We start from the raw sequence: 24,607 nt of genomic DNA, 5'->3' as shown, positions 1-24,607 counted from the left end.
TCAATAATAATCTATTATCATCTTAGGCACTTTCACACCATCTGATTTACGCTTAAATTCCCAGATTACTAATGGTTGGCTATCTTTTTCAGGCACAAATTTAAAATTTAATTGCATATCGTGGTTTACAATATTAAGTGGTTTATTGAACTTAAATTCAACGAAGGAGTTATCCATCATACCGTTAATGTTCAAGTTGGTCTCAACACATTGGTTACCACTGCATGCATTCAGCGAAGCATTACCTTTACTCGCGTTATTATAATTTGCCATGTAAAACGAGACCGTCTTGACCGAGCCTTCAGGCACATCAAGATAATACTGGACAACCTCATCTTCTTTAATATTTTTAATTTCAGCAACGCTGGATATTTCACTGGTATACGGTAACTTAACCGTTGAGCTAAGGTAACGATTAACCATGCTAGAATGAACCGTATAGGTTGAAAAAACCGCCAGCAGTAACATTAAAAACACGTATTTATTTTGATGTTTTGCGTTAACAGAAAACGCATAGCCAAAGACAATTGCCGGAATAATAAAATAACGTCCCTGAACACCATCAATATAAGTCGCAGGGAATGATGTCCATTGCACAAGTAGTGCCGGGAAAATGAGTAATGCACCAGACAACGCTAACAGGATAATAAAAACTTCAAATTTCCTCACCCGATTTTTCTCACGAAGAATCAAAGATGATAAAAAAACAAACAACATCGATATCGTAAATACGTTACGTTGATTATCTTTGATTGGAGCATCCAGAGAGCCAAGAACACCTATAAAAGAGTGATAATAACCGGTTACTAAACCAGAGTTTGTCAGCGTGTTAAAAATAACTGAAACAAGCTCAACCGGATGGCTAATATAATAAATAATAAGTTCAAAATTAGAATAACCAGGATGGCGCCCCATAGCTGAATCATGGACGCTGACAATATTAAAAATCGTCCAACCAAATGTAGAAGTTATCAGTAATATGAATAATACCAGATTTGATTTCTTTTTATTCGAGTAATATAGCCACAGCGGAATGAACGACATCAGGAGCAAGTTAGCACGACTACCTGCCGAAGCAAAAATACACACAGACATCAAAACTAACAACGCCAGATACTTTTCAGTCTGAGGATTTTTCTCAAGCCTGAAGAGGATTGAAAGTGCCAGAACTGTTAATGCCACACTTATTCCGTCTATCGTTGGTGACATTAATTGATAGGCCATCATCGGCATAGTAATAAAAAACATAGCCAGTGGTGGTATAGGATATATAAAATATGCAATAAATAACAACGCTATGCAAACAGCAAATGTTAAATAATTGCCAATTATATATGTATCATAGAAATTAATGTCTAAGACTTTACCTATTGCATAGGCTAACGATTGTGGAAAATAAACAAGCGGGGCGTAAAACGTAACATTAGGAATTTGAATAGCAGAATCATGCCCAGACCATTTTAGTTCCTTCATCTTATCGATGCCGGATTTAAATGATTTTGCATCACCAGAGTCGGCGATTTCATCACGATATATTTTTACAGCGTCAAACAAGGATTGATCAACATAAGTACCTGAAGTGCCATCATCACCAACAGGCTTTAATAACATGTATCCGTTCAAAATCCCATAAGCTCTCGCCGTATGATTTAGCTCATCAGGAGAACCAAACGGAGGCTTTACGATTAATACCCATGATAAACAAATCATCAATAGCACAAATATACCAGATAAACACAGCTTCTGTCGCAAACCCATCTTATCTTGCCTTAAATATTAATAATTTTGTAATTGCAAAGTTAAAGACCATTCCTGCAATACTCCCTAATGCAAGAGCAATTAACAAATACCCTGCTGACCTACCTAGAGTAACGACAACCAAAGAATAAACAGCGAGGTTTACCCCTCCCCCAACCACCATACTCATCACATAGCTGATAAATTCTTTAAAAATACTCTTCGGCCTGGCAGCAATATTGAAGGTAAATGTCCGATTTAATATCCATGTGGCACAAACGGCACAGAAAAAGGAACATAGCCGTGCAAGATAAGGACCTAAAGGCGACTTCAATATATATAAAAAGCCAGCATCAACAACAAAACCAGCGATCCCCACCAAGCCAAATTTTATGAACTCCTTTTGGATTGAGGTCATTTTACTTCCTGTCAATGTTAGCGATCATCAGATATGCTAATCTCCTGCTTTCATGTCGGCCAATGTTAACATTGTCCAGAATTAGGCCACAGGCGATTGATAAGAACATTGCCAGCATCAACAATGCTGAGAGTATAGCTGTTGGCAGACGTGGTACCAAACCGGTCTCAAAGTATTCGGCAAACACAGGGAAAGAAAGTGTCATCGATGTGATAAACAGCACCACCGCAATAATGCTAAAAAAGAAGAGCGGTTTTTCCCTCATAAACAGTCTGAAAATAGTTTTTAAGATCCGAAAGCCATCTTTATAAGTTGAAAGTTTACTGGTCGACCCTTCTGGTCTTTCACCATACGCAGTGATGATTTCACCATACGGCATACGTAATTCAAGTGCATGAACTGTCAGTTCAGTTTCGATCTCAAAGCCTCTTGATAAAGCAGGGAAAGATTTTACATATCGGCGGGTAAATGCCCGATAACCTGAAAGCATGTCAGTGAATTGACCACCAAAGATCTGCGTAACGCTTTGGGTTAATAGCTTATTGCCGAACTCATGCCCTAATCGATAGGCATTAGTATTTTCTTCGGCAATGACCTTCCTGCACCCAACAACCATGTCAAGTCTTGAATCAATTAACTCATCGACTAATTCGTGAACAGAAGAAGCATCATAGGTGGCATCACCATCCACCATTACATAAACATCCGCATCAACATCAGCGAACATTCGTCTTACAACATTCCCCTTACCCTTTTGCTTTACATTAATTACCTGAGCACCAGACCGCAGAGCTTCACTTTGTGTATTATCCGTTGAGCAATTATCAAAAACGTAAGTTTCAATTTCAGGCATTTGCTGTTTAAAGTCGCTGATCACCTGGTAGATCGTTTTTTCTTCGTTATAACATGGAACAATTAAAGCAACACTTAACCCGCGGTAAAGCATTATATTTTCCTTTAAAATCAATATAGCATTTCAACTTAATTATTAATAAAATTATAAAATTTTCCAGCCATGCTTTCTGAAAAACTTCACCATTGATGACGTAAAGAAGAGAATATGTTTAATTCCTTTTCTCGATACATTTCCGCCATGATGCACCATCCTGACTTCAGGTACATAGGCCACATCCGTCATTTTAGTGGCTCTTAAACTTAAATCAGTATCTTCAAAATATAAAAAGAAGTCTTTATCAAAGCCCCCTAAAGCAGTCAGCACAGAGGTTCTAAAAAGCATAAAACAACCAGTGACAATTGGTGGATTCCATAGAATGGTTTCAGCCTGCATTTCATCCTTCATGCAATAATATTCTAGCTTCTTTCTGAACATGTCCTGAATAATTTTTGGTGCAAAAGCGCGAATCAACAGAACAGATACGTCAGGATATCTTTTACACAGATACTGACGGTCGCCATTTCGCCAGTGACACTGTGGTGATAGCAATCCGCAATGCGTATTTTGCTCCATAAATTCGAATGCAACACGTAAAGAGTCAGGTGCAAACTCAATATCAGGATTTAACACCAGATGGTAATCAAAGGTTGAATCGATGGTTAAATTATGAGCACGACCATACCCTAAATTCTCACCAGTAATAGTGACAGTACAGAAGGGATATTTCTTTTCAACCTGCCGATGTATTTCTGTTTTCTCTTTATAACCGTTTTCAATAATCGCAAATTTATAGTTCAAATAGGGTGTTTTTTGTGCTGCGATGAGAAATGACTCTACTAACGGGAATATATCATCATCTATATAATAAGTAACAATCGAGATTTTAACAGATATTTCTTTGTCCACAACATTATACCCACTGCAGTTATCACTTATATTTCCCGCTGATATTCCTGAAAGCATCAAGAAACCCCTTTGAAATCATTTTTATCTCCGAGCTTTTATTTTCAGCTGAGAGAATAAAAACAGCTAACTTAGCAACTAACTTATAGGCATCTACAACCTTCCAGTTAACCGGGATATAATTTCTTTTATACAACAATATTGCATTACGCACCTGATAGTAATGACGCACAGGAGCATGGATAGCCACACTACGATTGAAGACTGCAACCCGGCGCTCTCCTAATGAGTGCGTCATACCAGCATTCAATACGCCGTAGCAGCGTAACCCCTGGTGGCGTGCACGTAGTGACCACTCAACATCAACATAGTCAATAAACAGCGAGTCATCCATGTCACCAATTTTTTCAAAAACTTCGACTGGTATTAATGACCCGGAGGCAATTAAATGGTCAACGTCAACACATCCGGAGCTATCGGCCTCAAGGTTTTTATTCACCCGAAGTCCCTCTACGCGAATGAAGCGAGAGTGTTTGGTACCATTGCTATCAATAAATACAGGACCAACAGCAGCAGCATCATCGTGCTGCCGAAGTGCCTGATAAAGTATATCGACCATATTATCGGAAGGTATACTATCTTGGTCCATCAAGAGAACATACCTGTAGCCTTGTACCCTGGCATACTCAATCCCATGGTTCTGAGCTGTCGCAATCCCAACATTGCTGCCAATTAAACGAAGGTTCACAGTTACTGTTTCTTGCTGCAACAGCGCTGAAATCTCAGCGCTATTGTCTGACCCATTATCGACAATCAAAATATCAACACCGCTGCTATCTAATTGTCGAATCTGTGTCTCTAAACGTTCAATTTCAGGATTAAATGTTATCGTAATTGCAAGGATTTCATTACTCACAACTAATATCCATAAAAGGGCCAAAGGCCCTTTACTTTAAAACATCCAAATAAATTGAAGACAACTCTTCATATTGCTCATCAAAATTTCGAATGTGAGAATGAGGGAGAGTGAGAGGTCTCGAGGAATCTCTCTTCGCAAAATACTCAATCGTTTTTGACACAGCCTTAGATAAATCGTTACTTTCATTATTGAATGGAATCACTAACCCATTCTCGCCAACAATGATATCCTCGGCCGCCCCACCAGCATCACTGGTAATGACCCATACATCACGGATAAGGGCCTCGCGAACGGTCAAACCAAAACTCTCCTTGGATTGTGTTGGATAAAGTAAAACATCAATCCCGGCATAAAAATCATCAATTTCAGCTTGAGTAAATGCCGGCACTACCTCGACAGAATTAATACCATCAAGATCGTCCGGACTAAACGATGGGAATCCAAGGTTAAGAGTATTATCAACTATGACTAAGCATGCCTGACTTGCCGGAATGCTAGAAAATACCTTCTTGATCAGATGGAAACCTTTGATATTCGTGTTTCCGCCCACATAACCAAACTTCAACGGTTGATGTGGATGACGTACTCGTTCTGAAGAAGGAGCGGCGACGCCGTTCTTATTCAGGCGAACATTGTCAAAGCCTTCGCTTTTATATACCTCAGAGGTGAAAAGACTTGGCGCAAGTATTACATCCGCAAGTTTCAATGAACTTCTTTTCTTCATCTGATAATAGTCATCGTTACTATCAAGATGATAAACGCTGTCTAATTTTTTGCTCAAGCCCCTGAACTTATGTTTTTCATCAAAACTCAGAATGAATTGATGTTCATATAACCACCAGTAATCATGGGCAGTAACAACAATAGGGATATTACGCTGATGACAAATGTCAAGCATAGTAACGCCAAGTCCCTGAATCGAGTGGAAATGTACTAAGTCCGGCTTAACCAGATCGAGAACATGTGTAAATTCCGCATCGATATCATTGTTCACGATCTGCTTTTTCGATGACAGTACGTCCGGGATAACCATACCATAGCAGTCTTGCCCATCAAACTCATAGCGGCGCAGTTTATTTAGCTGACCATAATCTTGGTTTAACGCCGTGAACACATGAATATCAAACTGTTCACTTGTATTTAAGCGCTTATTTAGTGCTTCAGCAACAACAGTGGCGCCGCCAAAAGAACGTGGCCCGTAATAACAGTTTACGGATAAAATCTGCTTTTTAGCCGTTTCCACAGGATGATTAAAATCATCAACCAGCGGCATAACCTGATTTCTGGCGATAAATTCCTGAGAGTAGCGTGCCAGCACGGTCTGCTTACCCTGCAGACCAACAGCATGACGTAACTCGGCAGAATCCACTAATTCCTCAATCACTGAAACCCATTGCTCCGTGCTATCACACAAGAAACCATTTTCGCCATGATTAATCACATTTGAAAAATTAGGACGCGGTGAACAAACACATGGAACACCTAAAATTGAGGCTTCAATGTATTTAATATTACTTTTTGAATCATTAAATACATAGTTTTCCAACGGTGCGATACTGATATCACATTCATTGAGGATTTTCAGGTAATCGGTATACGGGCAGAATTCTATTCTTTCTATCTGGGCCTGCACAACATCGTATTCTTTTGGTAACCCTAAAGTTCCAATCAAGCGGAAATGAACATTTTTATGCTTTTTAAGAATTGCCAGAATCGCATCAGAAGCTTCAAGGAAATCAACGTTATGCGTACTAGTTCCAGAACCATAAACGATTCGGATAATATTGTCTTCATTACTTTTTCGTGTTTCGGGTAACGAAGACGCTGTCACAACGGTTTCTGGATCAAGCGCATTTTCAACAACAAACGCACGTTTCACGCCGGCTGCGACCATTTCTTCTGCAAGATGAGGAGTCGATGCAATAGCAAATTTGCAACGTGACATTGCCGATTTATATAAATGAGCACCATCCAGTAACCCCTGGAAGACATCTTTATCCAGCTCATTTAAGGTACGACTATTCCTCATCACTTCAGCATCAAAGATAAGGTCATCGACTTCCCAATACGTCGGGAGATTAAGTCTATCACACTCATCAAAAATACGATGAACGCTGTCAAATGCTGGCACGCGATAAAAAATAATTAAGGAATGACTCTGTAACGCATCAATACATGACTGCCAGTCATGCCAGTTGAGTACTGTAACAGGTACATTGAGTTTTTTAAATAATTCAACTTTCTGATCAACACGGTACTTACGACACTGAGGTATTGATAACTCTGCAATGATCAATACGCGCAGGCTCAGTATCTTAGTGGCATCGAGACTAATTGCGGGTAATTCCTTCTGAACGCGTACTGCTTGCATACTCTGGAATGCCGCGACATGCCTGATTCGCTGGAACGCGCCCGAAATACCTTCGCGCTTAAATACCGCCATCCCTTTTCTGTAGGTATAAGCAACACCGTGAGTTTTCGTCACATGAGTGACGGTTTTGGCCGCTTTTTTGGCTCGACGGAGATTAAGCATGGCTAAGCGTATCGGTTTGGTTATACGCCAACTCGTTGAATCCCGTAACGCCTGATTATCAAAACTCAGGCGCTGGATGAGATCTTCTTTTTCTTCAAGTACTGTATTAACTTCTTGAATATGCTGTTCTTGTTTACTTATATGGCTTTGAAGTTCTTTCAGTCTTTTCTGTTGAGCAAGAATCTCTTTAGTCAGTTCCTGTTCTGCAACGACTAATTTCTGCCATTCCATTTCTGGATGGAGTGGTAATGAACTCCAAAAATTATGAGCCTGTAGCATGGCAGGCATATAAGTACCATTGTGGGCCTTATTACCCTGGACAACGCTTTCTTCGTCGCCGACAATATGTCGAACACCGAGAAGATTAGACTTTGCTTTACCCTTTTGAATGATGCACAGGGAGTTTATAAAAGTAACAGAATGAATTTCTCGATAGTCTATAGGGCCTAAATGTTTACAACCATAGTGTTCATAAAAAGGCTGTAAGAATTCATCAGCGCTTAACTCAATACCCCAATGTTCATGGTTTTGCACATCGGCTAATTTTTTAAGAAATGCCATTGAAGAAAACGGTTCATAAAGTCCCCCTTCAAAGTTTTGCCAGTAGCTACAATGTAAATCTTCAACAATATAAATTCCCTCATCATTAACCAGAGGGAAGTACAGCAAGAAAGATTTAATGATGTCGGATGAATCATGCGAACCATCGTCGATAATCAAATCAAATGATTGTGCAATATCCTGAATCCGGTTTTTTACTTCTTCAGTTGACGAGTTCCCGATAACAATCTTAATTGCATCGTCATTATATTTTAATTTTTCACAATCAGGATTGATATCACAACCAATGATGTTCTCGGCGACGGGGAAATATTTGCGCCATATTTCCAGTGAACCACCATTTTGCACGCCGATTTCTAGAAAATTCTTGACAGACATTCTGGAACTAGAAAGGTACTGGTGGTAAGTATGGAGATAAATATCCCACTTATCTGATGATTTCCCGTTATGCTCATCATAGAGCTCAATTAAATTTTTCATTCTTTTCCCAGTTTCACATCATCAAACTTAATACCGACCAATCCCCAACGTACATCACTTGAAGAGACATTGATTATCAAGGCATCATGTAGCCAGTGGTGCTGAACATGGCTGTTTATATCACCATTAGCCAAGGAGACCATCATCGAATATTCTCCATTGGGCAGCATCGGCAATGTGAACACATATTCAGCGGTCATTTTCTCACCAGAACCTACAGAAAATGCATTTTTATTGGTGAATGGCAATGTGTTCTCTCCGAATAACACCTGGCCCAGACGATCTTTAACCAGAAAACCTAATATCGGTGAGTCAAATTGCTCATTTATAATCGCAGTAATGCATAGTTTGACTTTTTCGCCGCCTTTGTACAGGTGGTGGGTGTTCCCGGTTGCCACATCACTGAATGACACATCGATAATTTCACCAGCACCAGTTTTCCAACCATTGGCATCTGATAGATTGTTATCAATACCGTATTGAGAGTTATAGTCGAAAGTATCATTAGCCGTCGCATTTTCAGCAATGGCAAGTTGTGATTGATCCGTAGAAACGTCATCTTGTTTATTATTTTTAATATCATCAAGTTTAGTTTCATCACCGTAAACCTCTTGCAAGGTATACTGTAGATACTTTTCTGTAATAGCTTTGGCTTTGCCCGAAGCAATCATTTCACCTTTATGGATCCAGATTGCTTTATCGCATAAATTTATTACTGATTGGGTATCATGACTGACAAACAGTAAGGTGCCATTCTCTTTAAACTTTCTGATGAATCGCATGCATTTCTGGGTGAATACCGCATCACCAACCGCAAGAGCTTCATCAATGACCAGTATATCGGCATCAACATGGGCGATAACCGCGAAAGCCAGACGAACATACATCCCACTCGAATATGTTTTTACTGGCTGGTCGATATAATCCCCGATATCAGCAAAAGCCAGGATTTTATCGTACCTTTGCCTGATTTGCTCATTTGTCAAGCCATATAGAGACGCAGCCATAAAAATATTTTCATGGCCTGTAAACTCAGGGTTAAACCCCGCACCAAGCTCTAACAATGCAGCAATACGGCCATTAACCTTCACCGTACCATCTGTGGGTGTTAGTGTTCCGCAAATCATTTGCAGCAAAGTAGATTTACCCGAGCCATTTCGGCCGATAATGCCAACCGTTTCGCCTTTTTTAAGGGAAAAACTGACATTTTTTAAAGCCCAAAATTCACGGTAAAGCTGTTTACGAGATCGAAAGAACATCTGCATCAAACGATCTTTTGGTGAGTCATAAATTTGATAACACTTACTTAAACCTGTTATCTCAATAATATTATCAGATGACATCTGCAAACCCTTTCCGTGTTTTCTGGAACCAAAGGAATCCAGCCCATGCAATCGCTGCATTAACAATTAACCCAACTAAATACGGTCTAATTTCTGGAACCCGCCCCCAATACATTACATCTCTGGCTTGTTCAATAAATTGAGCCAGTGGATTAAGTAATAACAGTGGCCTTACTGATTCGGGAAGTGCAGACGTCGGAAAAAAGATTGGCGATAAGAACATTAGCACCATTGTGACTATACCAACTATTTGGCTAACATCACGTAAATATACACCTAAAGAACCTAAAAACCAGCTCAGACCCATAATCATCAAAACTAATGGCAGGAGGATAATCGGTAGCAAAAGGATGGTGATATGAGGCATGCCTACTTCTACAATATAGAAGATAAGCCATACCAGACAGCTAATTGAAAAATGGAATAATGCAGCAAATAAATTCACCCAAGATAATATTTCCAATGGGAATATTACCTTTTTCACATAATTCGCATTTGCAAGTATTATAGTTGGCGCCCGATTAATACATTCAGAAAACAAGTTGAATATAATTAACCCTGAAAATAGAACTAATGCAAATGCTGTACGTGACGTGCTCCCCTCACTCCATTTTGCCTGGAATACGACACTAAATACAAATGTGTATACCACAAGCATAAGGACAGGTGTGAAAAATGACCAAAGCAACCCTAATACTGAACCGCGGTACCGGCTAATCACTTCGCGACGAGTTAAGGTGTAAATTAACCGTCGATTAGAAATGAGTGACTTAAATAGCTCCCGGGTTTGGTTAACGACAAAACTCATTCATAGACCTCAGCATCAAGGAACAATGCACCGACTTTATCTTTATCGGAAATCAATACATCCTGGTTTGGCCATTGAATGTTTATTGTTGGGTCATTCCAGAGAATACTGCGTTCAGACTGCGGCGCGTAGTAGTTGGTCGCTTTATACACAAACTGCACCGTCTCGCTCAGCGCCATAAATCCGTGCGCAAAACCTTCCGGGATCCACAGCTGACGCTTGTTTTCCGCACTCAGCACCACGCCCACCCACTGACCAAACGTCGGTGACGAGCGGCGTACGTCAACAGCTACGTCGAACACTTCACCTTCAACGCAGCGCACCAGCTTACCCTGGGCATGTGGCGCCAGCTGATAGTGCAGCCCGCGCAGCACACCTTTCTGCGACTGCGAGTGGTTATCCTGTACAAACTCAACCTTGCGACCCACCGCTTCATCAAATACTTTACTGCTGAAGCTTTCAAAGAAGAACCCGCGCGCGTCGCCAAACACTTTCGGTTCACAGATTAATACATCCGGAATTGCGGTTTTAATAATATTCATTTTGTATGCTCACCTGCTTTACTTACCTGATACTTCAACAATCACGCGCTCAACACCCTGGCGCCAGTCCGGGAGCGTCACGCCAAATACGCGCTGGAATTTCTCATTCGACAGACGGGAATTCAGCGGTCGTTTCGCCGGCGTCGGCCAGGCCGTCGTCGGAATGCCGTTAACCTCTTTGATGGCCAGCTGCACACCGTTTTCCCGTGCCACATCAAACACAAAGCGGGCATAATCACACCAGCTGGTTTCACCACTGGCCACCAGATGGTAGGTCCCGGCAACCGCCCTGTTACGCAGCTCTTCACGAATGGCGACGGCGGTACAGTCCGCCAGCAGCTCGGCGCCGGTCGGCGCACCGTGCTGGTCGTTAATGATCGACAGCGTCTCTTTTTCACCCGCCAGGCGCAGCATGGTTTTGGCAAAGTTCGCCCCGCGCGTGGCGTAGACCCAGCTGGTACGGAAAATCAGATGGCGCGGGTTACCCTGCTCCAGCGCGATTTCTCCGGCGCGTTTCGTTTCGCCATAAACGTTCAGCGGCCCGGTGGCCTCGTCTTCAGAACGATAGTGGCTACCCTCCCCGTCGAACACATAGTCGGTGGAGTAATGCACCATCAGGGCACCCAGCTTCGCCGACTCTTCCGCCAGCACCGCCACGCCACGATCGTTCAGCAGGTCGGACAGCTCGCGTTCGCTTTCCGCTTTATCCACCGCCGTATGCGCAGCCGCATTGACAATCACATCCGGCTTCACCTGACGCACGGTTTGCGCGATACCCGCAAGATTGGTCAAATCACCACATAACTCTTTATCGAAGTAATCAACGGCGACCACCTCACCCAGCGTCGACAGCGAACGCTGCAGCTCCCAGCCCACCTGGCCATTTTTGCCAATCAACAAAATTTTCATTAATTCATACCCTGTATTTGGTCAGTACGCGATCAGCGTTCGCCGAGCAGACGTTGCAGATAAGCGCCGTATTCGGTTTTCTTCAGCCGCTCGGCCTGCATCGCCACGCCTTCAGCGCTCAACCAGCGATTACGGAAGGCGATCTCTTCCAGACAGGCGACCTTCATCCCCTGACGCTTCTCAATGGTATGAATAAACTGCGAGGCCTCAATCAGGCTGTCGTGGGTACCGGTGTCCAGCCAGGCAAAACCACGTCCCAGCAGTTCAACCTGCAGATCACCGCGATCCAGATACATCTGGTTTAGAGTGGTGATTTCCAGCTCGCCGCGTTCTGACGGTTTGACCGCTTTTGCCATCTCAACAACGTCATTGTCATAGAAGTACAGGCCGGTCACCGCCCAGTCTGATTTTGGCTTCAGCGGCTTCTCTTCAATCGACAGCGCCCTGAAGTTTTCGTCAAACTCCACCACGCCAAAGCGTTCAGGGTCGAGAACCTGGTAGCCAAAGACGGTGGCACCCGACGTTTTGCTGGCCGCAGCGTCCAGCTTTTTACCGAAGCTTTGCCCGAAGTAGATATTGTCGCCCAGCACCAGCGCACAGGCATCATTGCCGATGAACTCTTCACCGATAATAAAGGCCTGTGCCAGGCCGTCAGGTGACGGCTGAATAGCGTAGCTGAAATTGACGCCAAACTGCGCGCCGTCACCCAGCAGACGCTGGAAGGCCGGCATATCTTCCGGCGTGGTGATAATCAGAATATCGCGGATCCCGGCCAGCATCAGCACCGACACCGGGTAATAAATCATCGGTTTATCGTAAATCGGCAGCAGCTGTTTCGACACGCCCTGGGTAATCGGATACAAACGGGTGCCGGAGCCGCCGGCCAGAACAATACCTTTCATCCTGCAATCCACCTTAATTAGTTATTCAGGCCAAGACGTTCACCGGCATAGGAGCCATCCAGCACGCGCTGCCACCAGGTCTGATTATTCAGATACCAGTGCACCGTTTTCTCAATGCCGCTTTCGAACGTTTCTTCCGGCACCCAGCCGAGATCGCGCTGAATTTTTACCGCATCAATAGCGTAACGCAGGTCATGGCCCGGGCGGTCTTTGACAAAGGTAATCAGATCGGCAAAGTGGCTGATATTGCCCGGCTTCTGCTCCACGACTTTATCGAGGATGGCGCAGATGGTTCTGACCACATCGATATTTTTACGTTCATTATGGCCGCCGATGTTGTAGGTTTCGCCACTATGGCCTTCGGTGGCCACTTTATACAGCGCCCTCGCGTGGTCTTCGACGTACAGCCAGTCGCGGATCTGTTCGCCGTTGCCGTAAACCGGCAGCGGTTTGCCCGCCAGCGCGTTGAGAATGGTCAGCGGGATCAGCTTTTCCGGGAAGTGGTACGGGCCGTAATTGTTCGAGCAGTTAGTCACCACCACCGGCAGACCGTAGGTGCGGTTCCAGGCACGGACTAAATGATCGCTTCCGGCTTTGGAGGCCGAGTACGGACTGCTCGGTGCATAGGAGGTTTCTTCCGTAAACAGGTCATCGGTGCCGTGCAGGTCGCCGTAGACTTCGTCGGTGGAGATATGGTGGAAGCGGAAGCGTTGTTTCTGCGCTTCGTTCAGCGACTGATAGTAGTGACGTGCCGCCTCAAGCAGCGTAAACGTGCCGATCAGGTTAGTCTGGATAAAGGCAGCTGGACCGTCAATAGAGCGGTCAACGTGGCTTTCAGCCGCCAGGTGCATCACGATATCAGGCTGAAACTCACTGAACTGTCCGGCGATCCCCTGTGCGTCGGTGATATCCGTGCGCGAAAATGAGTAGCGTTCATTTTGGGCAACGGATGCCAGAGACTCGAGATTACCTGCGTACGTCAGGCAGTCCACGACGCGGACGTCATCCTGGGTATTTTCAATAATATGACGAACAACGGCGGAACCGATAAAACCCGCGCCACCTGTAACAAGGATCTTCATACTTTATCTCATTTTTCAAATAGTTATATGCCAATTAAGCATGTATCATAAATTTCAGGCACGCTACCGCCATTGGCTATCGCAACCAAAGCGCGTAACGCTTCTGTACTACTTTCATCATTCTTTCACGGCACTGACCATGCGGTAACAGCACACACTTGCCGATGCCCGACTGCGGCCTTAACGCTGAGCCGTACCGCCACAAACGAAACAGACCGCGTATATCCGCGATAACCAACTTAAAAACAGAGACATATCCCGGAAGCCATATCTCTGTTTCAGACCTTTCACCGCACAACCAGGCCATAGATGCATGTGAGCTACTCTCCTCATTTTGACACTGGCTATCTATCGGGACTTTCTCATTTAGCAAGAACCCGAGCTCACCCACATCACCGATACGTTCGCTGAATGCTGACTCAACACGTCAGTAAAGCTGCTGTATGAATCACTAAAACATCAAGAGTAGCTAAACTGGCTCAACGATCCACCGCATTCCTCATATTCAGCCCTCAGATCAAAAGTATCTATTTTAGCGTTTAGAACACAGGCCACCAGATGTTCTGAGGAAGAGTGACGCTGCAAAAGAACAATCCTGCGACGCATAGATTATCCTCGCATTATAACGCTGGTAACTAAGAATAAAAATCAAAAAGCATGGCGAATCAATTCATGCAAAAAGCAAACAATAAGGATACATTATTCACACAACAAAGAGGAATTAACATAACCAACTGATATGTAATTAAAAAAATCAAAAAAAGATCAATTAGCATAGAAATCTCGAACATTCAGCGCTGGAATGCTCGGAAAACATATAATCAGTAACAATATAGTCAACAGGCTGTACGCAATCTCATATTGAGTACTTTTTCGGCGGACCGTCAATTATCGATATATGAAACTATAGGTACTATTATGTTGCTAACCTACAGCATAATGATAATGATTGTTATTTGCATAAATTAATATGCGGAATTATGCTGTAAAAATCCCGCCAATCTTTAAGTTGCCTCCCGTCCTCCGGCAGCTCAATAAAGATACTGAAACGGGAAAGCAGATGACCCCCAGGGCAACCCGGTGTAAAATCGGCAATTATATGTAGCGGGGAACAACCAACCCGGAGGATGAACATGAAGTTTTTAGTCACTGGAGCCGCAGGATTTATCGGTTTCCACACCTGCAAGCGCCTTCTTGAGGCGGGTCACCAGGTTGTTGGTCTCGATAATATGAATGATTACTACGACGTCAATCTTAAGCAGGCGCGTCTGGATTTACTGCAATCCTCCCTTTTCAGTTTCCATAAAGTTGATCTTGCCGATCGCCAGGGCATCGCAGAGCTGTTCGCAGAAGAGAAGTTTAACCGCGTGATCCATCTGGCCGCTCAGGCTGGCGTTCGCTACTCGCTGGAAAATCCTTATGCCTACGCCGACTCCAACCTGATCGGCTATCTGAACATTCTGGAAGGTTGCCGACACCATAAGGTCGAACACCTGCTGTACGCATCGTCCAGTTCCGTCTACGGTTTGAACCGTAAAATGCCGTTCTCAACCGACGACTCGGTCGACCATCCGGTTTCACTCTATGCCGCCACCAAGAAAGCGAATGAGCTGATGGCGCATACCTACTCCCACCTTTACGGCATCCCGACCACCGGACTGCGGTTCTTCACCGTATACGGCCCATGGGGTCGCCCGGACATGGCGTTGTTCAAATTCACCAAAGCCATGCTGGAAGGCAAGAGTATTGACGTGTACAACTACGGCAAGATGAAGCGTGATTTCACCTACGTTGACGATATTGTGGAAGCCATTGTACGCGTCCAGGATGTTATCCCGCAGCCGAACCCAGAGTGGAGCGTCGAGAATGGCTCTCCGGCAGACAGTTCGGCTCCATATCGTGTTTACAATATCGGCAACAGCTCTCCGGTTGAACTGATGGATTACATCACCGCCCTGGAAGAGGCGTTGGGAATGATCGCTGAGAAAAACATGATGCCTATCCAGCCGGGGGATGTGCTTGAAACCAGCGCGGATACGAAGCCGCTGTACGAGCTGGTGGGCTTCAAGCCGCAGACTACCGTCAAAGAAGGCGTGCAGAATTTTGTCGACTGGTATAAAGCCTACTACAAGGCATAATCGCGCAATCAGTTTCTCAACCGCAGCGGCATAAGCTGCGGTTCTCTCGTCGAGTATCGCTCCTCCCCTCTGGCACCTAACCTTGTTCACTGATGCGAAAAGTTTATATCTCATCAACCACAGAGCCTTTACCCTCATCGAAGAGAAGTGCGCTTGCTTCTTTATGGCAGACTAAAATTGTAACTTTCACCTAAAAAGCCAGAGCTTAAGCCAATTTTCTTTTGAACGTTTAGTTTTTCATTCCCCATAAAAAAACACAATTACCGTACGGGGATTTTCCTGGAAAGAAACCATGTCATTACGCTAAAGATAGTTTCTATCAGTCTTTTAATTTCAATATAATAATTTACTTCCGTTACTTTCGCTCTAGTAGATCTTATGGAAAACCTATTCTTCTTAGTTGTTGCTGCTTTGCTGTTCGATGTTTCTGTTTATTTTTTAATTTCTTATGTAAAGGATAGAAAAAGAACCAAATTATCGTTTTTGTTTTCGGTATGAACTCTTTGGCTAATTAATCTAAAAATTCAGTCAGTAATATACCAAATTCATCAGGCCACAAAAATAACAAAAGCCTGCATTGCAGGCTTCGTTTTACCTTCCGGCGCTTATCTCCAGCATCTACATCACAGTGACGGTAGCTCTTCACAAGGTAGATACAACATATCCGACCTGTTCGGACGGTGCAATGGATGGAGTGCTAGATTACGGGTTACATCACAATTTTTTGATGGTAGGGACAGTACAGGAAGAAATAAGAAGGGGGTCTAAAAGGAGATGGTTAAAACAGACCGGCGGCAGGTACCGCCAGTCATGATCATCGAAACGCTAGTCGTTGCCGAACAAATCGCGCGTATAAACCTTATTAGCGACGTCAGCAAGTTCTTCAGCCATACGGTTAGACACGATGACATCAGCTTCCTTCTTGAAAGCTTCCAGATCGCGAACTACTCGGGAGTTAAAGAACTCCTCTTCCTGCATGACGGGTTCGTAAATAATAACCGGAATACCTTTGGCTTTAATGCGCTTCATGATGCCCTGGATAGAGGACGCACGGAAGTTGTCTGAACCACTCTTCATTATCAGACGATAAACGCCAACCACCTTCGGTTTACGGGCAAGAATTGAATCGGCAATAAAGTCTTTACGGGTGCGGTTAGCATCAACGATAGCGCCAATGATGTTGTTCGGTACCGATTCATAGTTTGCAAGCAACTGTTTGGTATCTTTTGGCAAGCAGTAGCCGCCATAGCCAAACGAAGGATTGTTATAGTGGTGCCCAATGCGCGGATCCAGACACACACCTTCAATGATCTGCTTGCTGTTAAGGCCCTGGCTCTCAGCATAGCTGTCCAGTTCATTGAAATAGGCAACGCGAAGAGCAAGGTAGGTATTGGCAAACAGTTTAATCGCTTCTGCTTCGGTCGAATCAGTAAACAGCGTTGGAATGTCCTGTTTAATCGCCCCTTCTTTCAGAAGATTGGCAAATCGTTCAGCACGTTCGGAACGCTCACCAATAACGATACGAGACGGGTGCAGGTTGTCATACAACGCACGTCCTTCGCGCAGGAACTCTGGAGAGAAAATAACGTTATCAATCCCGAGACGCTCTTTAACATCACGGATAAAACCAACAGGAACGGTCGATTTAACAATCATAACCGCAGCAGGGTTAATCTCGGCCACATCACGAATGACGGCTTCAACGGTAGAAGTATTGAAATAGTTCGTTTTTGGATCGTAGTCAGTCGGGGTAGCGATAATGACATAGTCCGCATTACGATAAGCGTCCTGCTTGTCAGTTGTCGCACGAAAATTCAACGGTTTTACGGCCAGATATTCCTGGATCTCTTTGTCAACAATCGGAGAAATCTTCTGGTTAAGCATATCTACTTTGGACTGAACGATATCAAGCGCGACCACTTCGTGGTTTTGCGCAATCAGGATGCCGTTCGATAAACCAACATAACCGGTACCGGAAATAGTAATTTTCATTCGATCACACTTTAATCAGTTAACTGGACAATGGCAATTTGCCACCCTGGTAATCAACACTTGTGGCGGTTTTACTCTCCGACTGACTGCATGTCAAGACAGACCTTTTTGTATGAGAGCAAACTGAATAGCTTAAAGGGGGACGGACAATCACAACAACAGTGTTTGAATTGAAAGAACTTTATAGAAAAAACCCGGTTAGGGATTAACCGGGTTTTAATTAGTTTAACAAACTATGATTATTCCATCCACTCGGTATGGAATACACCTTCTTTATCGGTACGCTTATAAGTATGCGCACCAAAATAATCACGTTGAGCCTGAATCAGGTTAGCCGGCAGAACTGCAGAGCGATAGCTGTCGTAGTATGCGATAGCAGCAGAGAAAGTTGGTACCGGAATACCATTCTGTACAGCATAAGCAACTACATCACGCAGCGCCTGCTGGTATTCATCCGCAATCTGTTTGAAGTACGGAGCTAGTAAGAGGTTAGCGATGCCTGCATTCTCTTCATAAGCATCTGTGATTTTTTGCAGGAACTGGGCACGAATAATGCAGCCCGCGCGGAAGATTTTGGCAATCTCGCCGTAGTTTAAGTCCCAGCTGTATTCATTAGATGCAGCACGCAGCTGAGAGAAGCCCTGCGCATAGGAAACAATTTTACCCAGATAAAGAGCACGACGCACTTTCTCGATAAATTCTGTTTTATCACTAGCCGGTTGCGCCTGCGGACCAGTCAACACTTTAGAGGCGGCAACACGCTGATCTTTCAGAGAAGAGATATAGCGAGCGAATACGGACTCTGTGATCAGGGAAAGAGGCTCACCCAGATCCAGAGAACTCTGGCTAGTCCATTTACCGGTACCTTTGTTGGCCGCTTCATCAAGAATCACGTCAACCAGGTATTTACCTTCGTCATCTTTTTTAGTGAAGATGTCTTTAGTGATATCTATCAGGTAGCTGCTTAACTCACCTTTGTTCCACTCAGTGAAGGTTGTAGCCAGTTCTTCATTCGACAGTGCAAGGCCGCCTTTCAGCAAAGCGTACGCTTCTGCAATGAGCTGCATGTCACCGTATTCAATGCCGTTATGAACCATTTTCACATAGTGGCCCGCACCATCAGCACCAATATAGGCAACACAAGGTTCCCCGTCTTCAGCTCGAGCGGCGATCTGCTCAAGGATTGGCGCTACCAGCTCATAGGCTTCTTTCTGACCGCCAGGCATAATAGAAGGGCCTTTAAGTGCGCCCTCTTCTCCACCAGAAACACCGGTACCTATGAAGTTAAAACCATCAGCAGACAGTTCACGATTGCGGCGGATAGTGTCCTGGAAGAAGGTGTTACCCCCATCAATGATAATGTCGCCTTTATCCAGATACGGCTTGAGGGAATCGATCGCACTATCCGTACCTGCACCCGCTTTCACCATTAACAGGATACGGCGCGGAGTTTCAAGGGATTCAACAAACTCTTTGACGGTATAATGTGGGACCAGTTTCTTGCCTGGGTTCTCGGCAATCACTTCCTCAGTCTTTTCACGGGAGCGGTTGAAAACAGAGACGGTATAACCACGGCTTTCGATGTTGAGCGCAAGGTTGCGCCCCATCACTGCCATACCGACAACCCCGATCTGTTGCTTGGACATTACATACTCCTGTCTGGTGTGGTCACTGCGACACGTTCGCAGTTTAAATGTGATGATTATGTTAGCTCAAAGCTGATAGAGCGCATAGTGTAAAATATTCCAAGACAAAAAAACCAGTAAAATCAGAAAGATAAAAAATTAGATATAACTTCCTTTCCTTGAAGGCATAAATTTATCATTAAGAATTAACTGTGTTTTTTCTCATGACCGAAAACAACAAATAGTGCAGCACTTGCCCTTAAAGATTGGATGCGAGATCTTTCACTCCACTCCAACCAGCATTCATCCCATCTCGATCTGAAAATATATCATCCATTCACTCAAAAAAGCTCTTGAGCGCTGTTTGCTCGATATAAATAAAACAACAAGCTAGTATGCCGACTTATTAATAAAACCCTTAAAAACAGTTAGGAATATTATTTTAAGATCAAGCCAAATACTCCAACCACGGATATACAACAAATCATATTCGATTCTCTTTTCCATTTTTTCAAGGGTGTCGGTTTCACCCCGCCAACCATTAATCTGTGCCAGGCCTGTAATTCCTGGTTTAACTTTATGCCTTAACATATAGCCTTGAATTAAAGAACGATATTGCTCATTATGAGAAACTGCGTGTGGGCGTGGTCCTACAACAGACATTTGACCCAATAACACATTTATAAATTGGGGCAACTCATCAAGAGAGGTACTCCGTAAGAAACGACCAACCTTAGTTACCCTGATATCGTTTTTAGTAGCCTGAATTATTTTATCGTCATTCTCCATAACGGTCATTGAACGAAATTTCCAAACTTTTATTGGCTTGCCATCCATACCATATCGAATCTGCCTAAAAATAATAGGCCCTGGTGATGAAAATTTGACAGCACAAGAAATAACAAATAAAACCGGTGAAATTAGAATGAGAATAACACTAGAAACAATAATATCCTCAAGACGCTTAAAAAGCATGTTGATGCCATTCAGCGGCGTATCAAAGAGTGGAACAACCGGCACACCATTAATCTCTTCTGTCCTCGACTGGAGAATATTGAAAGTAAAGATATCAGGAATTAGCAGCACCGAGCATGTAGTGTCAGTTAGCTTAGCAACTAGACTCTTAATAAGGAGCTCATCCTTCATACTAAGCGCAATGTATATACGGTCTATGTTGCCATCACGAGCTTCCTGGATTAAAGTAGATAACGAACCGCCAAACGGAACATCTCCATAGTCAGCTAAAGGATTATCATCGTATATACCTTTAACTACAAACCCAAGCCAAGGTTCATCTAGAAAACCACGAAGAAGGCTTATACCTGCCGGTGTAGAACCAACAACAGCAACTCGGCGTGTGTTATATCCAAGTTTACGAAGTACACCAGCTCCTAAACGTATAGTCGAACGGCATATAATAAAACCAAGGACAACAAAAATATACCAGAAGATAAAAACATTAACACTAAAATCAAAATCAGGTAACAGCGAGACGAAGCCCATAGCTAAGAGAATGCTAAGAGTCCAATTTTTGATTATAAGAATAAGCTCGGCCGAAATTTTAACACCACGCCATGACCGATAAAAATCCGTCATACCACCAATCATTTGAAACACGACCAAAACCATAAGAGCAATTAATATATGTTTATAGTCAAAATCTCTGTTGTTAATCCATGAAACAACATACAACCCTAAGAAAATTATTGAAATATCTGAAAACCTCTGAACCATTGAGATCAATGAGGCATTTGCATTTGAACGTGTACGATGATGTAGAATTGTCATTCTATTTTTCACTCATGTTAGCTGTAGGTCAACAACCTAAAGTGAGGGTACGAAAAAAAAATACAGATTAAAAGATAAAGGAATAGAATTTAAAAACGTTACCTATTAACCATTGCAATAATTTCTTATTAAGCTGCAACTCAACAATAAATTGAGCGATCGGCATAGCAGGCCGACCACTCAATAAGTAATTATGAGCGAAGGATATCTAAAATTTCTTTTGTTTTCTTACTCATTAAAACTTCATTCGCTCTTGACTCAACATTCAGACGAACGACCGGTTCAGTATTCGAACTACGCAAGTTGAAGCGCCAGTCAGCGAACTCAAGGCTAATACCGTCAGTATAATCGACATTGAGTGCGCTTTCTTGATATCGGGCAAGTACGCGGGCAATTGCTTTAGCAGGGTCAGCCAGCGAACTATTAATTTCACCAGAAGCGGGATATGCAGTCATACGATCGCCGACAAGCTGGCTTAATGTTTTGCTTTTAACACACAACAATTCTGCGACAAGTAACCACGGAATCATGCCACTGTCGCAGTAAGAGAAATCACGGAAATAGTGATGGGCGCTCATCTCACCGCCATAGACCGCATCTTCCTGACGCATGCGCTCTTTAATGAAAGCATGACCAGTTTTGGACATCACTGGAATACCACCGGCTTGTTCAACAATATCAACTGTATTCCAGCTCAGGCGCGGGTCGTGAATGATTCTTGCTCCCGGATTCTTCTCCAGGAAAGCGGCAGCCAACAAGCCGACAATGTAGTAACCCTCGATGAAATTGCCTTCATTATCGAAAAGGAAGCACCGATCGAAGTCACCATCAAAAGCAATCCCCATATCTGCCTGATGCGTAATAACCGCATCTGTTGTATCCTGGCGGCATTCAGGCAGTAGAGGATTAGGGATACCGTTAGGGAAGTTACCATCGGCAGCATGATGAACTTTAATGAACTCAACATTGATGCCCGCATCCTTGAAACGCGACTCTATGGCATCAATAACATGGCCTGCTGCACCATTTCCTGAGTTTATTACCAGTTTAAGCGGGCGGGTGAAGTTCTTCAAATCTACATAACTTAGTAACTTTTCGATATAGGCCTCAAGAACGGATACTTGTTTATATGAGCCGCGCTGCGCTTCATTTACAGCAGAAAAATTATTGGCTTCTGCTAACTTCTGAATATCTCTGAGACCGGTATCACCGCTAATGGGTTTAGATTGCTCTCGGACTAATTTCATCCCGTTATAGTCTAACGGATTATGGCTGGCGGTAACTTCTATCCCCCCGTCAACATTCAAATGCGATGTGGCAAAATAAATCTCTTCAGTGCCTGCAAGGCCAATATCTAAAACATCAGTTCCTGCATCCTGCAACCCTTTTGCGAGTGAAAGTTTAAGCCCTTCACTAGTAAGACGGACGTCGCCGCCTAACACCATTTGCTTAGGTTTTAAATATTCACCATATGCACGTCCAATACGATATGCAATTTCTTCGTTTAATTCTTCACCTAGTTTTCCGCGAATATCATAAGCTTTAAAACATTTCAATGTATCAGACATAAACTTTTCCCAGATGTTAGCAATGGCCGTAGTGATCTTTTAATCGGATAATATCGTCTTCGCCTAAATATGACCCTGATGAAATTTCCAGAAGTTCCAAGGGAATTTTACCGGGGTTTTCGAGCATATGAACAGAGCCGATCGGGATGAATGTTGACTGATTTTCAGTTAACAGATAAGTCTTATCTTCAAGGGTAACTTCAGCCGTACCCGCCAAAACGACCCAATGCTCGGCTCGGTGCAAATGTTTTTGCAGCGAGAACTTGCCCCCGGGCTTTACCGTGACTCTGTTTATCTGGTAGCGCTGGGTATCAACGACTTTATCCTGACGCCCCCAGGGGCGATATGATTCGCGGTGAAGACGATATTCGCGGCGGTTATTTGTTTTAAGGAACTCCACAACTTTCTTCACATCCTGTACCTGCGATTTATCAATCACCAAGACTGCGTCTTTGGTATTAACAATCACCAGATTCTCAACACCGATAGCGGCAACCAGAGTATCATCCGTGTTTATGTAGCAGTTTGACGTCTTGTGGGTAAAGATGTCTCCGGTCAGGGCATTGCCATTACTATCCTGCTCGTTAACTTCCCATAAAGCTGACCATGAACCTACATCATTCCATCCGGCATCTAATGGAATGACGACTGCATCTGATGTCTTTTCCATTACAGCGTAATCAACAGACTCATCCGGGCAGTTAGAAAATGCCTCTAGATCAACCCGAATAAAGTCCTGCACGGAATCAATTTTAATGCCAGACATTGCCTTCTGACAGGCTTCCAGTATGTCAGGTCTGAAGGCGGTAAGTTCTTGCAGATAACGCTCTGCGCTAAACAGGAACATGCCGCTATTCCAATAATATTCACCACTGGCAAGGTACTCTTCAGCAGTTGCCAAATCAGGTTTTTCAACAAAACGTCTTACATTAAACGCCGACTCGCCAAACGAATCCCCACGTTGGATATAGCCATAACCCGTTTCAGGGCCTGCAGCAACGATGCCAAATGTAACCAGTTTCCCCTGCTCAGCGAGCGGCGAAGCTGCATGGATGGCCTGGTGAAATGCCTGGGTGTTTTCAATAACATGGTCAGCAGCAAGAACCAACATCAGCGGGTTTTGACCGTTGGCAATAATACTCAATGCAGCCAGAGCTATAGCTGGAGCGGTATTACGCCCTACAGGCTCAAGAATGATATTATTTGATAAACGATCGATTTGCCGTAGTTGTTCGGCTGCCAGAAAACGATGTTGTTCATTACAAATCAACATCGGGGCCGAGACATTTAAACCATCCAGACGGGATACGGTATCCTGAAGCATTGACTGGTCACCATTGAGTCGCAGAAATTGTTTTGGATACAACTCACGAGACATAGGCCATAAACGACTACCGGTACCGCCAGCCATTATTACTGGAACGATCATTATATTCCCTCTAAACAATTAAATTAAATATTCTT

19 protein-coding genes are annotated in these 24,607 nt (G+C 43.6%); 2 read left to right on the top strand and 17 right to left on the bottom strand.

Annotated features, from left to right (window positions below; genetic code table 11):
• From PFH44_RS04355 to rfbB, 12 genes are read right to left on the bottom strand one after another with little or no spacing between them, the layout of a single operon-like run.
• Entirely contained in the window at positions 1 to 1,758 is a 1,758-nt protein-coding gene (locus tag PFH44_RS04355) for a DUF2142 domain-containing protein (RefSeq protein WP_283824409.1), read from the bottom strand.
• 1 nt (position 1,759) lies between these two features.
• Entirely contained in the window at positions 1,760 to 2,155 is a 396-nt protein-coding gene (locus tag PFH44_RS04350; protein ID WP_283824408.1) for a GtrA family protein, read from the bottom strand.
• A 1-nt stretch (position 2,156) separates the two neighbouring features.
• Positions 2,157 to 3,101, bottom strand: coding sequence for a glycosyltransferase (locus PFH44_RS04345; protein WP_283824407.1), 945 nt, complete (start codon positions 3,099 to 3,101; stop codon positions 2,157 to 2,159).
• Between the two features lie 51 nt (positions 3,102 to 3,152).
• Positions 3,153 to 4,013 carry a glycosyltransferase gene (locus PFH44_RS04340; protein ID WP_283824406.1) on the bottom strand — a complete coding sequence of 287 codons (861 nt, stop codon included), beginning with the start codon at positions 4,011 to 4,013 and terminating at the stop codon, positions 3,153 to 3,155.
• Positions 3,979 to 4,869 (bottom strand): glycosyltransferase family 2 protein, encoded by an 891-nt coding sequence (locus PFH44_RS04335; RefSeq protein WP_283824405.1) that lies wholly within the window; start codon positions 4,867 to 4,869, stop codon positions 3,979 to 3,981. Before PFH44_RS04335 ends, PFH44_RS04340 begins: the two co-directional genes overlap by 35 nt.
• A gap of 31 nt (positions 4,870 to 4,900) precedes the next feature.
• On the bottom strand, positions 4,901 to 8,446 hold the full coding sequence (locus tag PFH44_RS04330) for a glycosyltransferase (RefSeq protein WP_283824404.1): 3,546 nt from the start codon (positions 8,444 to 8,446) through the stop codon (positions 4,901 to 4,903).
• Entirely contained in the window at positions 8,443 to 9,789 is a 1,347-nt protein-coding gene (locus PFH44_RS04325; protein WP_283824403.1) for an ABC transporter ATP-binding protein, read from the bottom strand. Before PFH44_RS04325 ends, PFH44_RS04330 begins: the two co-directional genes overlap by 4 nt.
• A complete protein-coding gene (locus PFH44_RS04320) occupies positions 9,779 to 10,597 on the bottom strand; it encodes an ABC transporter permease (RefSeq protein ID WP_283824402.1) in 819 nt (272 codons plus the stop codon). Before PFH44_RS04320 ends, PFH44_RS04325 begins: the two co-directional genes overlap by 11 nt.
• Positions 10,594 to 11,139 (bottom strand): dTDP-4-dehydrorhamnose 3,5-epimerase, encoded by a 546-nt coding sequence (gene rfbC / locus PFH44_RS04315; protein WP_283824401.1) that lies wholly within the window; start codon positions 11,137 to 11,139, stop codon positions 10,594 to 10,596. The genes PFH44_RS04320 and rfbC overlap by 4 nt, the downstream gene beginning before the upstream one ends.
• Positions 11,140 to 11,157: 18 nt before the next feature.
• A complete protein-coding gene (rfbD, locus tag PFH44_RS04310) occupies positions 11,158 to 12,048 on the bottom strand; it encodes a dTDP-4-dehydrorhamnose reductase (protein WP_283824400.1) in 891 nt (296 codons plus the stop codon).
• Between the two features lie 32 nt (positions 12,049 to 12,080).
• A complete protein-coding gene (rfbA, locus tag PFH44_RS04305; RefSeq protein WP_283824399.1) occupies positions 12,081 to 12,950 on the bottom strand; it encodes a glucose-1-phosphate thymidylyltransferase RfbA in 870 nt (289 codons plus the stop codon).
• A 17-nt stretch (positions 12,951 to 12,967) separates the two neighbouring features.
• Positions 12,968 to 14,032 carry a dTDP-glucose 4,6-dehydratase gene (gene rfbB / locus PFH44_RS04300; RefSeq protein ID WP_283824398.1) on the bottom strand — a complete coding sequence of 355 codons (1,065 nt, stop codon included), beginning with the start codon at positions 14,030 to 14,032 and terminating at the stop codon, positions 12,968 to 12,970.
• Between the two features lie 1,133 nt (positions 14,033 to 15,165).
• On the opposite strand from rfbB, the gene PFH44_RS04295 reads away from it, so the two are divergent.
• Together PFH44_RS04295 and PFH44_RS04290 are read left to right on the top strand one after the other, a co-directional pair.
• Entirely contained in the window at positions 15,166 to 16,170 is a 1,005-nt protein-coding gene (locus PFH44_RS04295; RefSeq protein ID WP_283824397.1) for an NAD-dependent epimerase, read from the top strand.
• Between the two features lie 378 nt (positions 16,171 to 16,548).
• The gene (locus PFH44_RS04290) at positions 16,549 to 16,668 is read left to right on the top strand and encodes a small membrane protein (RefSeq protein WP_283824396.1); all 120 of its coding nucleotides are present in this window, start codon (positions 16,549 to 16,551) and stop codon (positions 16,666 to 16,668) included.
• A 327-nt stretch (positions 16,669 to 16,995) separates the two neighbouring features.
• Here the strand turns inward: PFH44_RS04290 and ugd are convergent, their stop codons facing one another.
• The 5 genes from ugd to PFH44_RS04265 form a co-directional block, all read right to left on the bottom strand.
• Positions 16,996 to 18,162, bottom strand: coding sequence for a UDP-glucose 6-dehydrogenase (gene ugd / locus PFH44_RS04285; RefSeq protein ID WP_283824395.1), 1,167 nt, complete (start codon positions 18,160 to 18,162; stop codon positions 16,996 to 16,998).
• Positions 18,163 to 18,401: 239 nt separating this feature from the next.
• Entirely contained in the window at positions 18,402 to 19,808 is a 1,407-nt protein-coding gene (gndA, locus tag PFH44_RS04280) for an NADP-dependent phosphogluconate dehydrogenase (RefSeq protein WP_283824394.1), read from the bottom strand.
• Between the two features lie 369 nt (positions 19,809 to 20,177).
• A complete protein-coding gene (gene wcaJ / locus PFH44_RS04275; RefSeq protein ID WP_283824393.1) occupies positions 20,178 to 21,575 on the bottom strand; it encodes an undecaprenyl-phosphate glucose phosphotransferase in 1,398 nt (465 codons plus the stop codon).
• A gap of 191 nt (positions 21,576 to 21,766) precedes the next feature.
• Positions 21,767 to 23,143, bottom strand: a complete 1,377-nt coding sequence (gene cpsG / locus PFH44_RS04270) for a phosphomannomutase CpsG (protein ID WP_283824392.1) — start codon at positions 23,141 to 23,143, stop codon at positions 21,767 to 21,769.
• Positions 23,144 to 23,159: 16 nt separating this feature from the next.
• The gene (locus PFH44_RS04265; protein WP_283824391.1) at positions 23,160 to 24,572 is read right to left on the bottom strand and encodes a mannose-1-phosphate guanylyltransferase/mannose-6-phosphate isomerase; all 1,413 of its coding nucleotides are present in this window, start codon (positions 24,570 to 24,572) and stop codon (positions 23,160 to 23,162) included.
• Between the last annotated feature and the right edge of the window lie 35 nt (positions 24,573 to 24,607).

Source organism: Klebsiella sp. Ech2A (assembly GCF_030078455.1).
Classification (GTDB): Bacteria; Pseudomonadota; Gammaproteobacteria; order Enterobacterales; family Enterobacteriaceae; genus Klebsiella; species Klebsiella terrigena.
This window is presented reverse-complemented; position numbering and strand designations above follow the sequence as displayed.